The sequence below is a fragment of the Romboutsia sp. genome (assembly GCF_051659545.1).
In the GTDB taxonomy this organism is placed as follows: Bacteria; Bacillota; Clostridia; order Peptostreptococcales; family Peptostreptococcaceae; genus JBOFOR01.
The window spans coordinates 1-16,740 of record NZ_JBOFOR010000153.1 but is presented as its reverse complement, the minus strand read 5'-3'; the positions used below and the strand labels follow the sequence as shown (position 1 = coordinate 16,740).

Annotated in this window: 17 protein-coding genes; 1 reads left to right on the top strand and 16 read right to left on the bottom strand. The window is 28.9% G+C overall.

The genetic code is table 11. The features are described from left to right. From ACRC03_RS08500 to ACRC03_RS08480, 5 genes are read right to left on the bottom strand one after another with little or no spacing between them, the layout of a single operon-like run. Nucleotides 1–315: a hypothetical protein gene (locus tag ACRC03_RS08500; RefSeq protein ID WP_438652135.1), complete on the bottom strand. Its 315-nt coding sequence runs from the start codon at nucleotides 313–315 to the stop codon at nucleotides 1–3. Beyond that, nucleotides 293–3,187 carry a DUF859 family phage minor structural protein gene (locus ACRC03_RS08495; protein WP_438652134.1) on the bottom strand — a complete coding sequence of 965 codons (2,895 nt, stop codon included), beginning with the start codon at nucleotides 3,185–3,187 and terminating at the stop codon, nucleotides 293–295. The genes ACRC03_RS08500 and ACRC03_RS08495 overlap by 23 nt, the downstream gene beginning before the upstream one ends. Nucleotides 3,188–3,206: 19 nt before the next feature. Further along, complete coding sequence (locus tag ACRC03_RS08490) at nucleotides 3,207–5,357, bottom strand: phage tail spike protein (RefSeq protein ID WP_438652133.1); 2,151 nt, start codon at nucleotides 5,355–5,357, stop codon at nucleotides 3,207–3,209. Nucleotides 5,358–5,416: 59 nt separating this feature from the next. Then, nucleotides 5,417–7,216: a distal tail protein Dit gene (locus ACRC03_RS08485; RefSeq protein ID WP_438652132.1), complete on the bottom strand. Its 1,800-nt coding sequence runs from the start codon at nucleotides 7,214–7,216 to the stop codon at nucleotides 5,417–5,419. A gap of 24 nt (nucleotides 7,217–7,240) precedes the next feature. Beyond that, nucleotides 7,241–8,725 carry a hypothetical protein gene (locus ACRC03_RS08480; protein ID WP_438652131.1) on the bottom strand — a complete coding sequence of 495 codons (1,485 nt, stop codon included), beginning with the start codon at nucleotides 8,723–8,725 and terminating at the stop codon, nucleotides 7,241–7,243. Nucleotides 8,726–8,936: 211 nt separating this feature from the next. Between ACRC03_RS08480 and ACRC03_RS08475 the strand changes: the two genes are divergently transcribed. Further along, nucleotides 8,937–9,200, top strand: coding sequence for a hypothetical protein (locus ACRC03_RS08475; RefSeq protein WP_438652130.1), 264 nt, complete (start codon nucleotides 8,937–8,939; stop codon nucleotides 9,198–9,200). 71 nt (nucleotides 9,201–9,271) lie between these two features. Here ACRC03_RS08475 and ACRC03_RS08470 read toward each other — a convergent pair whose 3' ends face one another. The 11 genes from ACRC03_RS08470 to ACRC03_RS08420 all read right to left on the bottom strand — a co-directional run bounded on the left by ACRC03_RS08470 (nucleotide 9,272) and on the right by ACRC03_RS08420 (nucleotide 15,989). Continuing rightward, nucleotides 9,272–9,508, bottom strand: coding sequence for a hypothetical protein (locus tag ACRC03_RS08470; RefSeq protein ID WP_438652129.1), 237 nt, complete (start codon nucleotides 9,506–9,508; stop codon nucleotides 9,272–9,274). 92 nt (nucleotides 9,509–9,600) lie between these two features. Then, a complete protein-coding gene (locus tag ACRC03_RS08465) occupies nucleotides 9,601–9,882 on the bottom strand; it encodes a hypothetical protein (RefSeq protein WP_438652128.1) in 282 nt (93 codons plus the stop codon). Nucleotides 9,883–9,901: 19 nt separating this feature from the next. Next, a complete protein-coding gene (locus ACRC03_RS08460; RefSeq protein WP_438652127.1) occupies nucleotides 9,902–10,324 on the bottom strand; it encodes a phage tail tube protein in 423 nt (140 codons plus the stop codon). Nucleotides 10,325–10,387: 63 nt separating this feature from the next. Then, the gene (locus tag ACRC03_RS08455; RefSeq protein ID WP_438652126.1) at nucleotides 10,388–10,753 is read right to left on the bottom strand and encodes a phage tail terminator protein; all 366 of its coding nucleotides are present in this window, start codon (nucleotides 10,751–10,753) and stop codon (nucleotides 10,388–10,390) included. 162 nt (nucleotides 10,754–10,915) lie between these two features. Continuing rightward, nucleotides 10,916–11,149 (bottom strand): hypothetical protein, encoded by a 234-nt coding sequence (locus ACRC03_RS08450; RefSeq protein WP_438652125.1) that lies wholly within the window; start codon nucleotides 11,147–11,149, stop codon nucleotides 10,916–10,918. A gap of 72 nt (nucleotides 11,150–11,221) precedes the next feature. Then, on the bottom strand, nucleotides 11,222–11,548 hold the full coding sequence (locus ACRC03_RS08445; RefSeq protein WP_438652124.1) for a hypothetical protein: 327 nt from the start codon (nucleotides 11,546–11,548) through the stop codon (nucleotides 11,222–11,224). Next, nucleotides 11,545–11,859: a sigma factor-like helix-turn-helix DNA-binding protein gene (locus ACRC03_RS08440; RefSeq protein ID WP_438652123.1), complete on the bottom strand. Its 315-nt coding sequence runs from the start codon at nucleotides 11,857–11,859 to the stop codon at nucleotides 11,545–11,547. Before ACRC03_RS08440 ends, ACRC03_RS08445 begins: the two co-directional genes overlap by 4 nt. 387 nt (nucleotides 11,860–12,246) lie before the next feature. After that, the gene (locus ACRC03_RS08435; protein ID WP_438652122.1) at nucleotides 12,247–12,873 is read right to left on the bottom strand and encodes a hypothetical protein; all 627 of its coding nucleotides are present in this window, start codon (nucleotides 12,871–12,873) and stop codon (nucleotides 12,247–12,249) included. A 677-nt stretch (nucleotides 12,874–13,550) separates the two neighbouring features. Further along, nucleotides 13,551–14,300, bottom strand: a complete 750-nt coding sequence (locus ACRC03_RS08430) for a recombinase family protein (RefSeq protein ID WP_438652121.1) — start codon at nucleotides 14,298–14,300, stop codon at nucleotides 13,551–13,553. A gap of 261 nt (nucleotides 14,301–14,561) precedes the next feature. Continuing rightward, nucleotides 14,562–15,362 (bottom strand): hypothetical protein, encoded by an 801-nt coding sequence (locus ACRC03_RS08425; RefSeq protein WP_438652120.1) that lies wholly within the window; start codon nucleotides 15,360–15,362, stop codon nucleotides 14,562–14,564. Between the two features lie 48 nt (nucleotides 15,363–15,410). Further along, complete coding sequence (locus ACRC03_RS08420; RefSeq protein WP_438652119.1) at nucleotides 15,411–15,989, bottom strand: hypothetical protein; 579 nt, start codon at nucleotides 15,987–15,989, stop codon at nucleotides 15,411–15,413. Nucleotides 15,990–16,740 lie beyond the last annotated feature (751 nt).

The window sequence follows — 16,740 nt, the reverse complement described above, 5'->3', positions numbered from 1 at the left end:
TTAGCAATCTATTGCATCTTTAAAGTATTCTTCTCTGTGTTTAATATATCTATATGCTTTATTGTATATATTTACATTCTCTTCATTCATAGCTTCTGGAGTAAAAAATCTTAAAAATTCTTTCCCATCCCACTTTGCTCTTACTTTTTTTATATTCATAGGTTCTAATCCTTTTTCCCTTGTTATCGCATCTACATAACTTCCTATCGTTATATCACAGTACTTATATTGTAGATTTAAATTTATATTTAATATTCTCCAATATTCTTCTTGTACTCCAAATTGATTTATTTTACCCCCTGTTAGTAATGCCATTTAATATCTCCTCCATCTTATTTAATCTAGTTCTTAGTTCTTCATTTTCTCTTTCTAATGTTTCAACCTTATTTATTATATGTTTCGTAGCACCTGCAATCATAGTAGTATATGAGTACATATCTACTGCCTTACCATCTCCACCTTCATTATCATAGAAAGTAGTTTCTAATGGCATCTCATCTACCATACACCCTAGAGATAGGTCTTCTCTGTGGCACTCGCCTAAGTTTTTATTCTTTTTTATAATTTCATCAGCTCTTAATGCATGTATTTCTTCTTGATCCAAATCTTCGTTTAATTTTTCATAAACTACATCATCAATAGTAACAGATTCTATACCTAATATTCTTTCTTGTTCATTTGAATAAAACTCAATTCTATCTTTTAGATAGTCTGCAGCTAATTCTTCTAGTGTCCTCTCAACAGTACTTATACTTCTATAATTATATATATTTATGTCTTTTATATTTTCATATTGAGCCTGTGTGTCTGCTTTAGTTATTTCATATTTTTTGTTTCTATCTGATACTGAACCTCCTGAACCATAAACACGATAAAATGGAGTTCCAGAGTTACCAATGAATCCCCATCCATTGCCTTTAGTATTATAAAATGATGGCTCAGTTCCAGAGGAGCCACTCCAGTTTCTATTTATATATAATCCAGCTCCACTTGATGCTGCAACAGATATACATAAGCTTCCACCATTGACATTTATGTTTAAGTCATTTGAACCTTCTGGTTTTAACCATCTGTATTCTCCAGTTCCACCTTTTATAGTATTTGATGAATAAATATTTTTATCATTATATGCCCTTATCCAAGTATCATCTGTCATATTCCAGCCACCACCATAAGCTTCAAAATATAGTGGATTAGTGCCATTAATTCTAACAGAATCTTCTGTTTGCAAGCTAAAGTTTGTGTATAATCTTCCATTGCCACAATCAAATCTAAAGTATTTATCTATTCCGTCATCAGTTCTATTAGCATAATAATGATGGAAGCCAAACTGGTCGCCTATACCACCAAGTGATATTTTATGATTGTTTGCAGTTGTTTGAGAAATTATTGGATGATAACTACCAGTGGAAAGCTTACTACATCTAATCGCACCATTACTTGAACCATTTATCCAAGATCCGCCATTACTAGGTAATTGTAAATATCCTTGATTTATTACATTTCCGCATACGTCTAAATTACCACTAACAATTGCATCATCAAATATTCTTACTTTTCTAGTTCCTCCACTACTTTTATTCCCTAGTATCATTAATGATTTGTAGTTCCCATTATCATTTACTATATATGCACCTTCTCCAGTTAAATTAAAATTACCAGAATCCCAATTTTTAAATCCATCAAAATTAACAGCATATGTATTTATTTGGCCTTTTATTGCAGCATCCATACCTACTTCAAAAAGCATATCTTTTTCAGATGATTTCCCAAAAGCTATACCTTTACCACCTCTTTTTATATCCATAGTTACAAAAGAAGTTGGTATTAGTATAGTCTTACTTATACCATTTTCATCACTAAATTTATCTTTAAGTGTGATTCTAATATCAAAGGCTTGATCCTTTACTATACTATTAGAGCCAGTAACTATACTACCAGCTACTGTTCTTACATCTCCATTATCATTTGTGGTAACTGTTAAGGCCCCTGCGTTATTCCAAATTTCAGAAGTCACTGTTTTAAATTCTATTAAGTTAGTAGCATTGTTTTCACCACTAAGCTTAGTAAACGTATATTTAGCGCTTACTTTTATATAAGTACCATCCTCATTAGCAATACCATTTGAAGTGCATCTAAATACTGAGTACTCTATTAAATTAGGGTTCATATAGTCTAATACACTTATACTTACAGTTTTACTATCACTTCTTCTACCTCTTGAGTCCATTACATATGCAGTGAAGTTTATATTTCCTGCGTTAGTTAATTTACCCGTAGTAAAGCTTTGCGCAGAAGAAGAGAAATCTCCTCCACTTATGCTATAGCTACTTATAGAAGAACCTAGATTTCCACTTGCACCATTAATCGCTAAGCCACACTTAGATTTACCTTTAACATATCCATACGATGTGCTAGCACCATCAGCTACCACGCTGGCAGTTATACTAGAAAAGCTAGGTTTAACCGACTCAGGAACATTTATAGTAAAGTTTTGACTAGTAGACCCTATATATGTTGAACCAGCGTATGTATCTACTGATATAGTTGCAGTACCACTAGTATTATTAGGTATAACCGTTATATGATCTAATGGTATAGTATATTGAGCACTAGTTGGTGCATCATTAGATATAGTTACTCTTTTACTCCCAAAACTATAAAAAACTTGATGAGTAAGTTCATTGGATGCTCTATTAATATTTACTGTTATAGTGTTGCCTGCCTCTATACTAGTAGTAGAAAGTGATATAGTAGAAGTTCTAGGCATAGAGTTTAAAGTACCATTACCATTTGCAGTAACATCACCCCAATATATCCCAGATAAAGTAATATTTATTCCTAATGTTGTAGACATAGCGAAAGTCTTTGTACCATCGCTATTGTGAGGAATATCTAATGTTTTTGTATATACTGTTTTAGTTTGTCCACCACTTAAAGTTGCATTGAAAGTAAAATTATAAGTTGAGCCATTTATAGTAAGTGAACCTTTTTTTTCAGTAGAAGAATTAATATTATATGAACTACTAGCTGACACTAATTGTGCATGAACAGTTACATTGGAAGTATTATTTGCTACATTTTGTGAGTTAACTGACCAAGATATCTGTACTTTATATCCAGTTCTAAATGTATTAGATATAGTACCATCTGTTGCTCTTGTAGTTATTAGTCTATTTAATGACATTTTTATCCTCCATTTTTTATTATTTAGCACTCCATTTTAAACTTAGGTTGCCATTGCTTCCTTGTATCCAAGTAAAGAAACCACCATCAGTATTACCAGTACTATCTGGCTTACCTACTCTTAAAATATCTTTTATTTCTGCATGAGTTATATACATTTTGTTATTGCTAATATAAGCTACTTCATCGCCATCTTGTTTAAATGCAAGTTTAGTATTATCAAGTGTAGCAGTAAATGGACTATTTGTTTTGCCCAAGTTAATACCATTGTTATCAAATTGTATATGAGTTGTTACTGTCTCTTGAAAATCTTCAAGTTTTCCATTTACTAATTCAGTTTTATTTATTGATTCTGTAAATTTTGCAGAAATATCACTGCTTGTTTGCTCAAATTTTGAAGATACCGTTTTCGTAAAAGTGTTAAACTCTGATTTTTCAGTAAAGTTTTCTTTGGCACTTTCTAAAAAGCCTTCTTTGGCGCCATCTATTGAGTTATTTATATCTTTTTTAAGATTGTTTTCTGTATCTACTAATGCACCATATATATCCTCTGGTGCTGGTGTCCAGTCTGATACTTTATTACCTTTTTCAACCTGTAATTTTGCAAACCAAACTTCTCCATTTTTAGAAATCCATCCATATAAATATGCATCTATAAAATCTCTAGTCGCTTTTGCTGTGTAACTAAACTTAGTCCAAGTACCTTGTACACAATCATCTTTACTCCAACTTAAGTAAGTATCTATTGTACTTGTACCACCTTCATAATTACCTTTTAACTCACAAGCAAAAGAACCGTCTAAAAGAGCTTTGTTTTTTAAAAAATAATATCCACTTACTGTTAACATATCATCTTTTTTTATGCCTTTAATTACTGTTTGCTTGATTCCTCCTAAGTTATTAGACGTAGCCTCAGTTTTTTTCAAACAAATAGAGTTTACATTATCTAATAAAATTTCTGAATCTATAAGTGCAAAACTATCTAAAGTCCAATATTTATCACTAGCAAAATCAGAGTTTCTGACTAAATTTCTGCCACCAATGGTTACTTTATTAATTTTATCATCAACTTTTTCTTCTAGTTTGCTTGCTAAGGTTCTCATTTCACTATTAATATTTGATTTTATTTCTTTAAAATTAGATAAAGTACATTTATTACTTTGTTTATCAGTTTTTGACTTTTCTAATACTGATACTCTTGCTGATAAATGTAGCGGTGGTATAAACTCATTATCTATTACAAGTACCTCATCCCCCAATGAAACGTCATTTCCTAATAGCTCCACCTCTAGATTATATGTTATTTTAGGCTCACTTCTTCTTTTTAGTTCATCCCTTGTTAACTTCAATAATTCTTGTGGAGATTCACTTTCACAATTAAATACACCCATTATATGACATCCATTATTATTCCATCTATTATAGGCATCTTCACTTGCTACAAAATCTTGACTTTTAGGTTTGTCATATGCTTCAGCATCTTTAAAGGTTAAATTATCTTTACCTACACCAATTAATGCTGTAACTAACTCAGATGAATCAACTACCTTCTCAACACTGGTCATATTTACACCATACTCAAATCTATAATTTGTAACACTTCCTCTTTTAGCAAATACATCTATATTCTTTGATACAATCCTATTGTTTGCTATTTCTACTCTAAACCTTAATTCTCCGCCAAATTTCTCTATTACAGTCTCTTGTATTATTTTATATACATTTTCATAATCTGATATATCTATATGTATAACTTCATTTAAACACTCATCTATTATCCCTATAGACCATGAAGTCCCCTCCAGTACTGTATTTAAGAATTGCTTTAAATTTGCAGCGTTTATCGTCATTGGTCTTACAACTTCATTTAATAGTTCTAAACATGCTCCCTCACAATAAACACTTTTTTCAATTTGTTCAGTATGTTGTTCTTGGATTTCTTTAATTTGAAATATTTTATAATAATTTTCGTCTTTAAATGCAATATAATTACCAATTTGTATATCATTTGAAACCTTTGTATTAGACAATGTTTTGAATTCAAAAGTTTCTACTCCTGTATCTAATTCTTCGATGTGCATATCTTCAAAGTAAGGTACTACTTTCTTCATATCACCTTTATTTGATAGGGTTGATATTATTTGCTGTTGTTTATTTAGTATATAAATCATAAAGTAACCTCCTTTACACAAAAAAGAAAGGATAAAATCCTTTCTTTCTTAAATTAATTTTATAACCATTTTTCAATAATTGAAGCTTCTACGTCTATGTTTTTATCGTCTGATATACATTTAATTTCAGATACCCCATCTCTAACATCAAAAAACTCACTACCAATGTCTAAGTATTTCATATAATCTTTGCCTATAGAGTAGATTTTATGCTCTCTACAGTCTATTATAACCTCTTCTCCTGCTTTAAATATTTTTTGATTAGTTGATATATCTGGTAACTTATTGATCCTTCTTACTGTAAGATTTGTTAACCCCATCGTATCTACTGGTATACTATCTTTATATTGACCAAACCAAATTATTACATGGTTTAAAAGACCTTTTGGATATGCATCATTTGATAACATATTTGTTTTTATACTATTTACAACTTTTCCATCTACCGTCTTATTAACTTCTGCGTACCATTGATATTGTCCATTAGATAATTTACTTCTTCTTAATATAAAGCTACCATAAAATTCATTCCAGTCACCAAACTTACCACTATCAACTTCTTTTACTATTGCTTTATTATTATAATCCTGCACAGTTTCAGTTTTTGGCTTTGGTGCAGATTTATTATCAGATAAGACTAAAGTATTTCCTATAAATACTTCTGGTTCTGTGTATTCAAACCATTGCTCCGAATCTCTTAATACAAATTTGAATAGCTTTTGTCCATTAGAGTCAAATCCGTATAGCTCTATCCTACCTAGCCTATTTTCAGCTGATTCTTCTTCAATTGATCTATAAGTATTCTTATTACTTTTTAAAGTTAAATAGTCCATACAAGAATATCCAGTAGTACCTCCGTAGGTTACTTTCCCCCATCCTTTTGATATCTCCGTTACATTTACATCTTTTCCTTTCGGAATTGATCCTACCTTTGCACTATTAGTCGCTCTGTCTTTTCTTATTCTTAAAGACGGATTAGCTGTACAAGTGAATGTAGAGTTATTTGCAGGTTTATCGGTAGCATTTGAACCAAGTCCCATTCTTCCATCTGAATTATGTTCCATAAATGCAACTATTTCAAATTCATCTAAATTAGTTTCTATATTTCTTTTTAATGCTGGACCATGCCATCCATTTGTAGATGATCCGTAATTTGCAGATACAATTCCATAACCTCCTTGATTCACTGTACAGTTCCCCATAAGCTCTCTACCTTCATCCAATACATTTCCTATACTAGTAAAGTTTGTAGTTACCTCACATGATTCTGATAAAACTTCATCTGATTGCGATGCACTCGGCTTATCTACATCAGGTCTACTGCCTAATAATACTGTTTCTCCAGTAAAATAAGTACACTGTAAAAAATGAGCATCTTGTCCAAAAGATACATTTATTAAAGGCTCTGTAAATGCTGTTCCTTTATTATCTATAGTTACCTTATTATCTGGTGATGCGGTAAATATTTTTTCTTCTTTTGAGTACGCTATTGGATCATTACAAACAAAGGATATTTTTCCACTGCCATAGTTCATTATTTGATCTATATCTATACTTCCATCAACAACTGCATAATAGTATTTATTTGGATCATCACTAAACTCTAACTTAGTAGGAATAACTACATCTACCATAGAGGCTAACTCTCTTGATTTAGCAAAGTATTCCTCTTTACTCTCCCCTATAATTGCAAAATCTACTTCAATGGTTCTTACTCCATATTTATATCCACTATAATACTCACCATTAATACTTGGTATCTCTTTTGTATAATTCTTTCTTGAAGGTAACAACTGCCTTCTCACATCTAATACTTTAAAGTATTTTGTTAAATCATTTCCACCATAATTTATTTGCATTGATATCCTCCTTACCTAAGTATTCTATACTAGTCCTAACTTTCTATTTTCTCTAACAGTCAATCTATTTAATTCTTCTGCAATTTTCTTTATATCCATATCATTTCTAACAGACATACTGTCTATATGTATAGTTACACCTTGGTATGCCTGTTTATTATCGACACCTATCATTGATGCTACTGCATTTGCAAAAGGCTTCATTCTTCTTTTATTACTTAATGGTAACACTGCTTCATCCCCATTTTCTCCAAGCCCTATAATAGATGGTCCAGTGAAAATCCCTCCTGTCTTATACCAAGATATCCCAAATTTAGGAACTTGCAACGGACTAAGTGAAAATTTCCCAGATATATTTATATATGGAATTTTTATATTTGGCCTTAACACTGCACTAAAGATATTTTTTATAGCATTAAATGCATTAGATACAATATTTTTTGCCATATCCATTATTGAACTTATTGTTATAGCTATACCATTAAATACATTTGAAACAGCTGCTCCTATAGCGACTCCTGCTGTTACAATAACATTTTGTATTCCACCCCAACATGTGCTTATAAAGGCTGATATATTTGTAAATATGCTTATTATAAAGGCTGATATACTACTCCATATTCCTATAGCTATTGATGAAATAGACCCCCAAATTGTTAATAAAAACGTACTGATACCATTCCATATACTCATTGCAAAATTAGATATATTTTCCCATATTCCAATTAAAAATTCGCAGATGCTATTCCATATAGTTACAGCAGCTTGAGAAATTGTATCCCAATTTTGAATAAGCAAATATCCAATTACAACTATACCCATTATAGCTAAGGTTACAATCCCAATTGTAGATCCTAGAAATCCCATTAAAAAATTAAATACTGCTATTACCCCATTTGCAACTCCAATTACAGCAGTGTATGCCCCTGTTGCTATAGTATTTATTTTGGTACATATTGCAGCTAAGTTTGTAACTATAACGTATGTTGTTAATCCAGCTACAAATATTGCTAAAAGCATTGCTACCAATTGCAACTCTGATTTATAATTAGATAATACACTCATTATATTTGAGATTGCGTCTCCGAATCTTTTTACCATATCTATTGCTGAACTTAAAGAATTACTTAAAAATTCCCCCACTGGCTTTAGCATATTAATTAAAGGATCTTTTAATGGCTCAAGTTGATCAATTAATGTTTTTTTTAGTTCTCCAAGCTTAGCAGTAATTTGATCCATAGGCATAATAGAAGCTATAAATCCTGCTGCAGCACCTACCGCAGACCCAAGTGCAACACTAATAGTATTCATTATCATATCCTTTAACCCTGTAGCTTGTTTACTCATAAAAGTATTTATACCAGACATACTTTTACTTAAATCCTTACTCTCTTTGTTCACAGCTTGTATAGATTTTCTGAGCTCATCAAAAGAAACTTTTACTGTCCCTGATATTTCTTTACCCAGTGTACTAAATTCTGATGCTAATCCGCTTAAACTCCTACTCAAATTGCATTCCTCCTTCTATTTTAATTATATTAAAGTTAGATAATATCTTTTTTCTAGCTTTAACTTTATTACCTTTTACACTTATATATACATCTAATTAAATAAAATGAAAGTATTTAATTAGATTTAATTTTATTTGATATGCAACTTAGGATTTGATATCATATATTGTAAATTACATAATTGAGACTTTTTTAAAAGGAGATTCTGTATGGGTAAATTTAAAAATAGTTTTGAACAATTAAAAAAAGATCCAACTAAATGGAGACAAGATTCTTGGGATAAAGCAAGTGATAAACAAACTAATCTTTTAAATATTATATTCAAGTCAATTTATGGTTTCGGAACTGCGTTAGGATTTTTCTTAGGATTTATAGCTGACAAAAAATATTTTTTTATAGGCATTATATTCTTGATAATGTTTCTTTTTATCAGTCCAAAGAAATTTAAATCTAAATACGGAAGTAAAAAGTAAAGAGCTTTTTAAACAAATTAAAATGAGGAGTAAAGATAAACTTATCTTAACTCCTCATTTTTTACTTCTAGTTATTCTAATTTAAATATAGATAATAATTCATTTTCTAGCTCAATTTTTTTATCCTTACCAATTAAATTAACACTATCATATATATTCGGTTCATTAGGTGATTTATATAAATCTTGAGGCTTTATTTTTCTTTTCAACGTCCCCATACAATTTATAATTATAGATGTTTGCCAAGATAATACTTGCATCTTATTGTCTGTATAATCATTAGAGTAAGAAATATGTGCCTCTACCATTTCTGATAATTCATCTATTTCAAGATTATAAAGTTCATGTGGTTTTAATTTTAAAGCACCATATCCCCAGTAACATATATCTTTCCAAGTGCCTATTTTGTTTTTTGTTGCAAACCCCCTAACGACCTAGCAAGAGTTTCAACTACCACTTGTATATTTGACATATCCACTAGTTCACCAACTTCTTCAAATGTTAATGTAGGATCATCTTTTAATAAGCCTACATAAAGTATCTTTTGGATACTTTCCATTGAAAACTCTTTTTCTAATTTATCAAATGATATATTATGTTCTTTTTCTAATATTCTTATAGAGTTTAAGTTAAACTTTAAATATCTATCTCTATCTAATTTTATCAATGTTCCCTTTTTCACTTTAGTTTCCTCCATTTTATTATATTGTAGGTGTATTTTTTTCTCTAACTAACGCAGATACACCTTGTAATGTTGCAGAATAAGTTACTGCATCATCCTGAGCATATTCTTCTGGGAATTCTGTTAAAAGAACTTTACCTTTATAAGTGTATCCATCACTTGCACCAACTTTTATAACAGCATCTATTAATGTTCCATCATCAAAACATTTATGTAAATGTTCTAATCCTTGATCACCTAAAGTTACTAAACCTTCACATTCTATTGACCATGATTTTAGTCCCATTATACTTTCTGACCATCCACCCGATGTTTTATCAGTAACATCTATAGTTTCAGCTGTTCTAGTTAATGAAGCACCTTTTTGTCCTCCTATTGCAACCTTTTGTCCTCCTATTTCAACCATTAATAATACATCTACTCCTGCTATTTTCTTAGCCATTTAAATCACTCCTTAGTTTGTTATTTTTTATTTATTTTTTAGTATGCAAAATTTTTGTTAAGACTACATAATACATGCTAGTGTTCTAAACTTACATGTGTAAAAATGCTTACCATCTTCTAAAGCTCCTTTATGTTCTGGATAAGGTCTATCTGCTGTTATTAATACAATTTGATAACCTTCATATTCTATATCTGTTTTTCTGTGAAGTTTATTTATAATATCAATAGATAACCTCTCAGCATCCTTGGGATCACTTGATTTGGTTCCTATTTCCATAGTAAAATCAAATAATCCACCTTCCTCTAACATAGCTGTTGTAAGTTCTAATTTACTTAACATTTGTGACTCTATGTCTGGAAATTCTATAGGATACATTTTTGTATTTGTTATATTTCCTATTAAATTGCATAATTTTAACATGTCCATTCATTCTCATCTCCTACTTGTAGATACTCAATGTTCGGTATCTAATAAATTATTTATTCACACTAAAATCTAAATAAAATTTTGGAAATTAAAATATTTTACAAAATATATTTTACTTCTATACCTACTAGTGTATCTATGAGTAAAAAATGATAGTGTTTTTTAATTTTTTTCGTTTTTTGATATCATATTAATAATTAACAAATCTTCTAGTAATTCATTTCTTCTTTTGATTTCTTTATGACTTTCCTTATCGTTTATATCTACAAAAACATTTATTAGGTCAATAATTACTTCTTCTTGATGTTTATCTAATTTACTTCCTACGTTGAATACTGTAGTTGTATATTTCTCTTTTTTATCAAAGTCGTGAATTGTCTTATGTTCTACGATCATCTCTTTATATAGCTCCTTTATATATGTTTTAAAAATTTATTATTTTTTATTTCCACTTCGTTAATTGCCTGATTAAGGATGATATAAATAATCTAAAATATCATATGTAACAGATAAATATTTCTTATTTCTCCTTTTTATCTGGTGATTTGATAATATAGGGTACTCATTTTTAGATGACTTATCTACATCTTTTGATTTTAGTATTTCTTCTAAGAACCAATCAGTTAATAGTAATACTAAGTTAGATGGCATACATTCATTGGTTTCATTAAAATACTCTTCTGTAATTTGAATAATGCTTATTTTTTTACAAGTAATTGCTATCTTTTTTTTTACAAGTATTTCGACTTCTTTTAAATACTTACTATTAATATCATTAAATATTTCATACATCATACATCACCCCAACTATCTAAAACTTTACTGATTTTCTTCTTTATCCTTCTTATCGTATCTCTTGGTGTATTGTGATTATAGTGACCATACATAGTAGCAATTTCTTGAAGAGTGTATCCTTCTATATAGTAAAGTGAAAATATTTCATACTGATACGGTGTTAATTTAGATTCCTCTAATAACATATCCATATCTATTAATGTATCAACTAAGGAAAAATTAGATGTATAAAAAACTTGCTCTTTTATTGCTGGTAAGCACTTAAAAATATTAAATACATGCTTTTCTGTATAAGTAGTTTTATTTTTCATATTTACACTAAATATATTTGAGATAAGCCTTTCTATTAAATTTTTCTTACAGTATATTAGTCATCGTTATTTTTCAAATGTTACTAAGCAAAAAAATAAGTTTATTTTAATTTTTAAAATAAACTTTGGATCTATATCAATATTTTAGGCACATATAATTGAATTTTCAACTTACTCTTGCTATTCCTTCCCCTTCATCTAGAGAGATAAATCAAACACTTTTATGAATTTTTTTTCTATTATATCAGCCTTCTATGTATTCAAATAACATTAATTTTGCAGACTCGAAATCAAAATACTTAACCCCATAAACTTCTTCTTTATTTTATTATAATTAGCTCGCTTAATTGTATCTATATACTTATACTAATATCACTTATTTTAAAATTATATTGATATATTGTTTATTTTTATGTAGTTCTTTAGTCCATTTTTTATCCTATTGACACATTGTCTTTCTGAATTACCATAGCTGTCTTTATTTAAAAGTTTCAAAATTATTTTTGTTCTTTCTTCTCTATTGTCTAACTCATATGAATATATTAATCTAGCTTTTGGGTTTATCTTAATATATTCTTCTATTGCTATGTAAAGATTACTTTCTTCTCCTTCTATGTATGTATAATACTTATCATTATAAAAAGGTTTCCATTCTATGCTTGTTGTTAATGATTTTTTTTTATTTGTTAACTCTTTCTTATATAGATTAATAAATGCTTTTTTTATTCTATAATAATATAAATTCATAAAACCACTATCTGTATATGGATCAAAATCTTCTACTAGTTTTAGCAATACATCTGTTAATGCTATTGAACAATACTCATCTATATCTACTCTTAGATTTTGTTCCTCTTGTATTTTATTAGCATTTTTTTTACAAAAACCAACCACTCTATGATATATCAAACTGTATAAATCACAGTATTCCATTTCCCACTCAAAACAGTGTTTTTCATACATTTTTAATTTTTTTAATTTCATTTCTACATTACTATTAAACTGAGTATACATATAAAACTACCTCCTTAGCATAATAGCTAAGTAAATAGAAATTTCCATATGTTACCATTTTTTTGCTTTTTTTTACTGTTTATCAGGATTTTTTATTATTTTCTTGTTTTCCAAATTTAGTTATTGAAGATTTTTATATTATATTTACCTATTCTTAGTGCTTTTTTATATCAACATAAGTTTTTATTAAAAGTTCAGACCCTATTAATTTATTATACGGATTATATCTGTACAACATATAAATACATCTATGTTTAATACTGATGCATTGGATTGAGGGTCTTAATCTATAAATAATACGTTTTCATCTGGATAATTAAAGTGAATTTATTGTATGAAATTTGAGTTTAAACATGTCTTTGAACTTCCATATTTAAAACTCATATGAGTTAGTATGATTTGATTTTTAAATATTATATATCTTCTTGCAACATTAAAAAGAGGTTAAATATATATTTAATCTCTTTTTAATATTTATTCAATATTTATTTAATACTTGTTATATCGTAGATTTAATTAAAATTAAATAAATATTATTAATTTAACCAAACGACTCTCGATAACCTCCTATCACTACGTAAAAAAGTCATCTTTGCTTCCTCTTAGTATAAATAGTAAATCTCATATGTTTTTTACTATTTATACATTTTATACATTAATAAACATCCTTATTTAAATTATTTCCTGTTAACTTTATTCCATAAATACTTTGATATTATAGGATCTATTTCGACTGTTATATCATTCTTTTCTTTTTTTCCTTTATACTCAAATATTCCAATATAATTTTTATTTTTTAATATATAATCAACCTTTTGCTTTGAAAATCCATATTTAATACCTATCTTAGCTAATGAGACCCCTTTAGATCTTAATTTAAATATATCTATAACTATTTTTGCTTCATCATCATATACTTCAAATTTCCCTTGTTTATTTACTTTATATCCAAGTGCTGGCTTTCCTCCAACCCACTTATTTTCATTTAGTCTAGCAATTCTTCCATTTCTAGTTCTTTCATTTATCACAGCCCTTTCAAACTCTGCAAAACTTCCTAGCATCTGTAAAAATAACATTCCTTGTGGTGTTGATGTATCAAATAATTCTGTAACGCTTACCAAAGCGATTCTATACTCTTGTAACTCATATATCATGGCCAATAAATTATATAAACTCCTATGTATCCTATCATTTTTATAAACTATAATCATATCTATATTATTTGTCTTTATATAGTCCATCATTTTATCATACTCCGGTCTATCAGTTGATTTACCTGATACTGCTTTATCTATAAATATTTCATCTATAACGATATCGTGAAGTTTAGCATACATTCTAATTTTGTCTTCTTGGTCCTTAAGTGAAGTATTATCTACTTGCATCAAGGTTGATATTCTACAATAACTTACTGCTCTTTTTTTCATATTATCCTCCAACTGCAATTCCTTATGATGTCTTTTTATATTTTATAATGCAATTAAAAACTAAAAAAGTCAAGTTTGCCGGCTCAAACTTGACTTTTTAAACCAAATTAACTCTTTTAATCTAAGTACTACCAATATATTCAACTTAAAATACTCTATACACTTTTTATTTTTCATATAATATATATTAATTTATTTATCAAAGTTTGTCGAATTAATAAAAATACACAAAAATAGAGGGCAATGCCCTCCATCTATAATTTATTTAGATTCTTCTTTTAATGACTTAACTTCTTCTACAGTCAGGCCAGTCTTATTAGCTATCATCTCGATTGATAGAACATCTAATAAGCTCGCAGCTATCTCTAATGCTTTTTCTTTTTTAGCTTCATCCATTAAACTTTTCCCTAATTCTGTCACTTTAAGTTCCTCCTTTACTCTTTCTAAATCTTTACCACTTAAAAATTTATTTGCAAAGGCATATATTATAGATTCAACATCAGGTCTATAAGTATCATCTATATCTTTTAATACCTTAATAGTATTTAAAATTCTATCTAGCTTACTTAATTCTCCACCCATTATAGGTGTAAATGATAATGATATTATATCGTCTTTTGATAAACTTATTCCTTTGTTTATTTTATCATATATATAATTAAATACCTCATCACCATTTTTATCAACCATAGATATAGTATTTACTTTAAACTCATTTATACCAGTTTTTAAAACATCATTTACATCTATTATATTAGAGGAATAAACAACATATGTTATAACATCTTTTCCAGTTTGATGGCTAAGTAATGCTTCATATGCTCTAAACCTTCTTAAATCTGATACATTTTTATTTGTTGTTTGAAACTCAAAATGTATATATGTATCATCTTCCATTAAAAAAGTATAATCCATAAACATATTTTGTGTTTTTAAAACAACTAATTCCGTTGGACCTGGCTCTTTTACTTTTTTATCTATTCCAAAGAACTTTAATCCATCTTCTGCAAATATATCCATGGCTCTTTTCATTATTAAATCTTCATAATTTGGCTTTTTCATTAGTTCACCGCCTTTAGTTTAATTATATCATTAAGTTGTAATATCTTTTTATTTATATTTTTCCATATACTCTTTCATAGCCATAGATAATAAATCTTGTTTACTAAATCTTTTATTTTCACAAAACTCTTGCCACTCCTTATAAACAAACATATTGACTCTAAAAGCTTTGGCTTGTGGCTTTAGATGTTTATCATCTATTAGGTCTACAACTATAGTATTATTTTCTGTATTGGATGTTGTATTGGACATTGTATTTGCTTTAAATTTTTCAACTATAAGCTCAAATACCTCTAAATTTTCTTCTAAAAAATTAATCGCTACTTCCTGAGATTCTTTAAGTATTGGACTTGTATTTTCATCCAATACAACAATATCTTTTTTCTGTGTATTGGAACTTGTATTAGATGTTGTATTAGACTCTATATTAGCATCTGTATTGGCTATGTATTGCTTTGATTTATTATCATACTTATATCCATTTGCCTTGATATCCCTTTGTAATGCTTTTTCACCAATTCCTATGTCTTCTCTAATTTTTATAACAGTTTGACCTTCACTTAACTTTGCATTTAGATATGAAACTTTATCTTTAAAATTCATTTTTTTGAATTCTTCTTTAGTCATTAATTACCTCCTTTATGGATGTATTGTTTTTGTATTAGTATTGTATATCTATATATTAACATTTTTGTACTTTGATAACTAGTAAGAACAGAAACAATAGATATCTATAACTGCAACTTTATAAAAAAGAATAGGTGGATAGTTGAAGAAGGAGCAAAAACCGCTCCTTCATCAACTATCTTTATTAATATTCTTGGGTCAAAACTATGTGGTCTAGTCTGACCTCACAGATTGCAGCAAATAGCGCTGCAAACTGCGATGCCAGACTTAAAAATATACTGCTTGTAATATTACCACTGCAACCTGTTTAGTTATATACTTTCATGTTTATTTTATATAATTTTAGTACTTATTTTTTTCTTGTTACAGTGCTAGGTATATCATTCCTTATATTGATATACCTAGATTTGATACTTATGGAGTTTGGCTATCGCCACCGCACTTTCCGTTCCAATCTTATGAGCAAAGTGCGCTCATAAGGATTTCCACTACAATCGCTAACTCAAAAGATATCTCTAAATAAAGGTCCTAAACTATATCCAAAGTTAGTAATCTATAGATGGTTAATTGGCTATAGGAAGGCCTATCGGCCATGCCCCTCTGACTAATCCTCAACGCACGAACACGTCTCACGATAAGATACTCCGCAAACATCATATTACATATCATGCCTGCTACGTATCTTATCGCTCGCTTGTGTTCGTAGCTTTTGAGGATAGCCATTCACTGCCCCGTCGCCCAATGCCCTGTG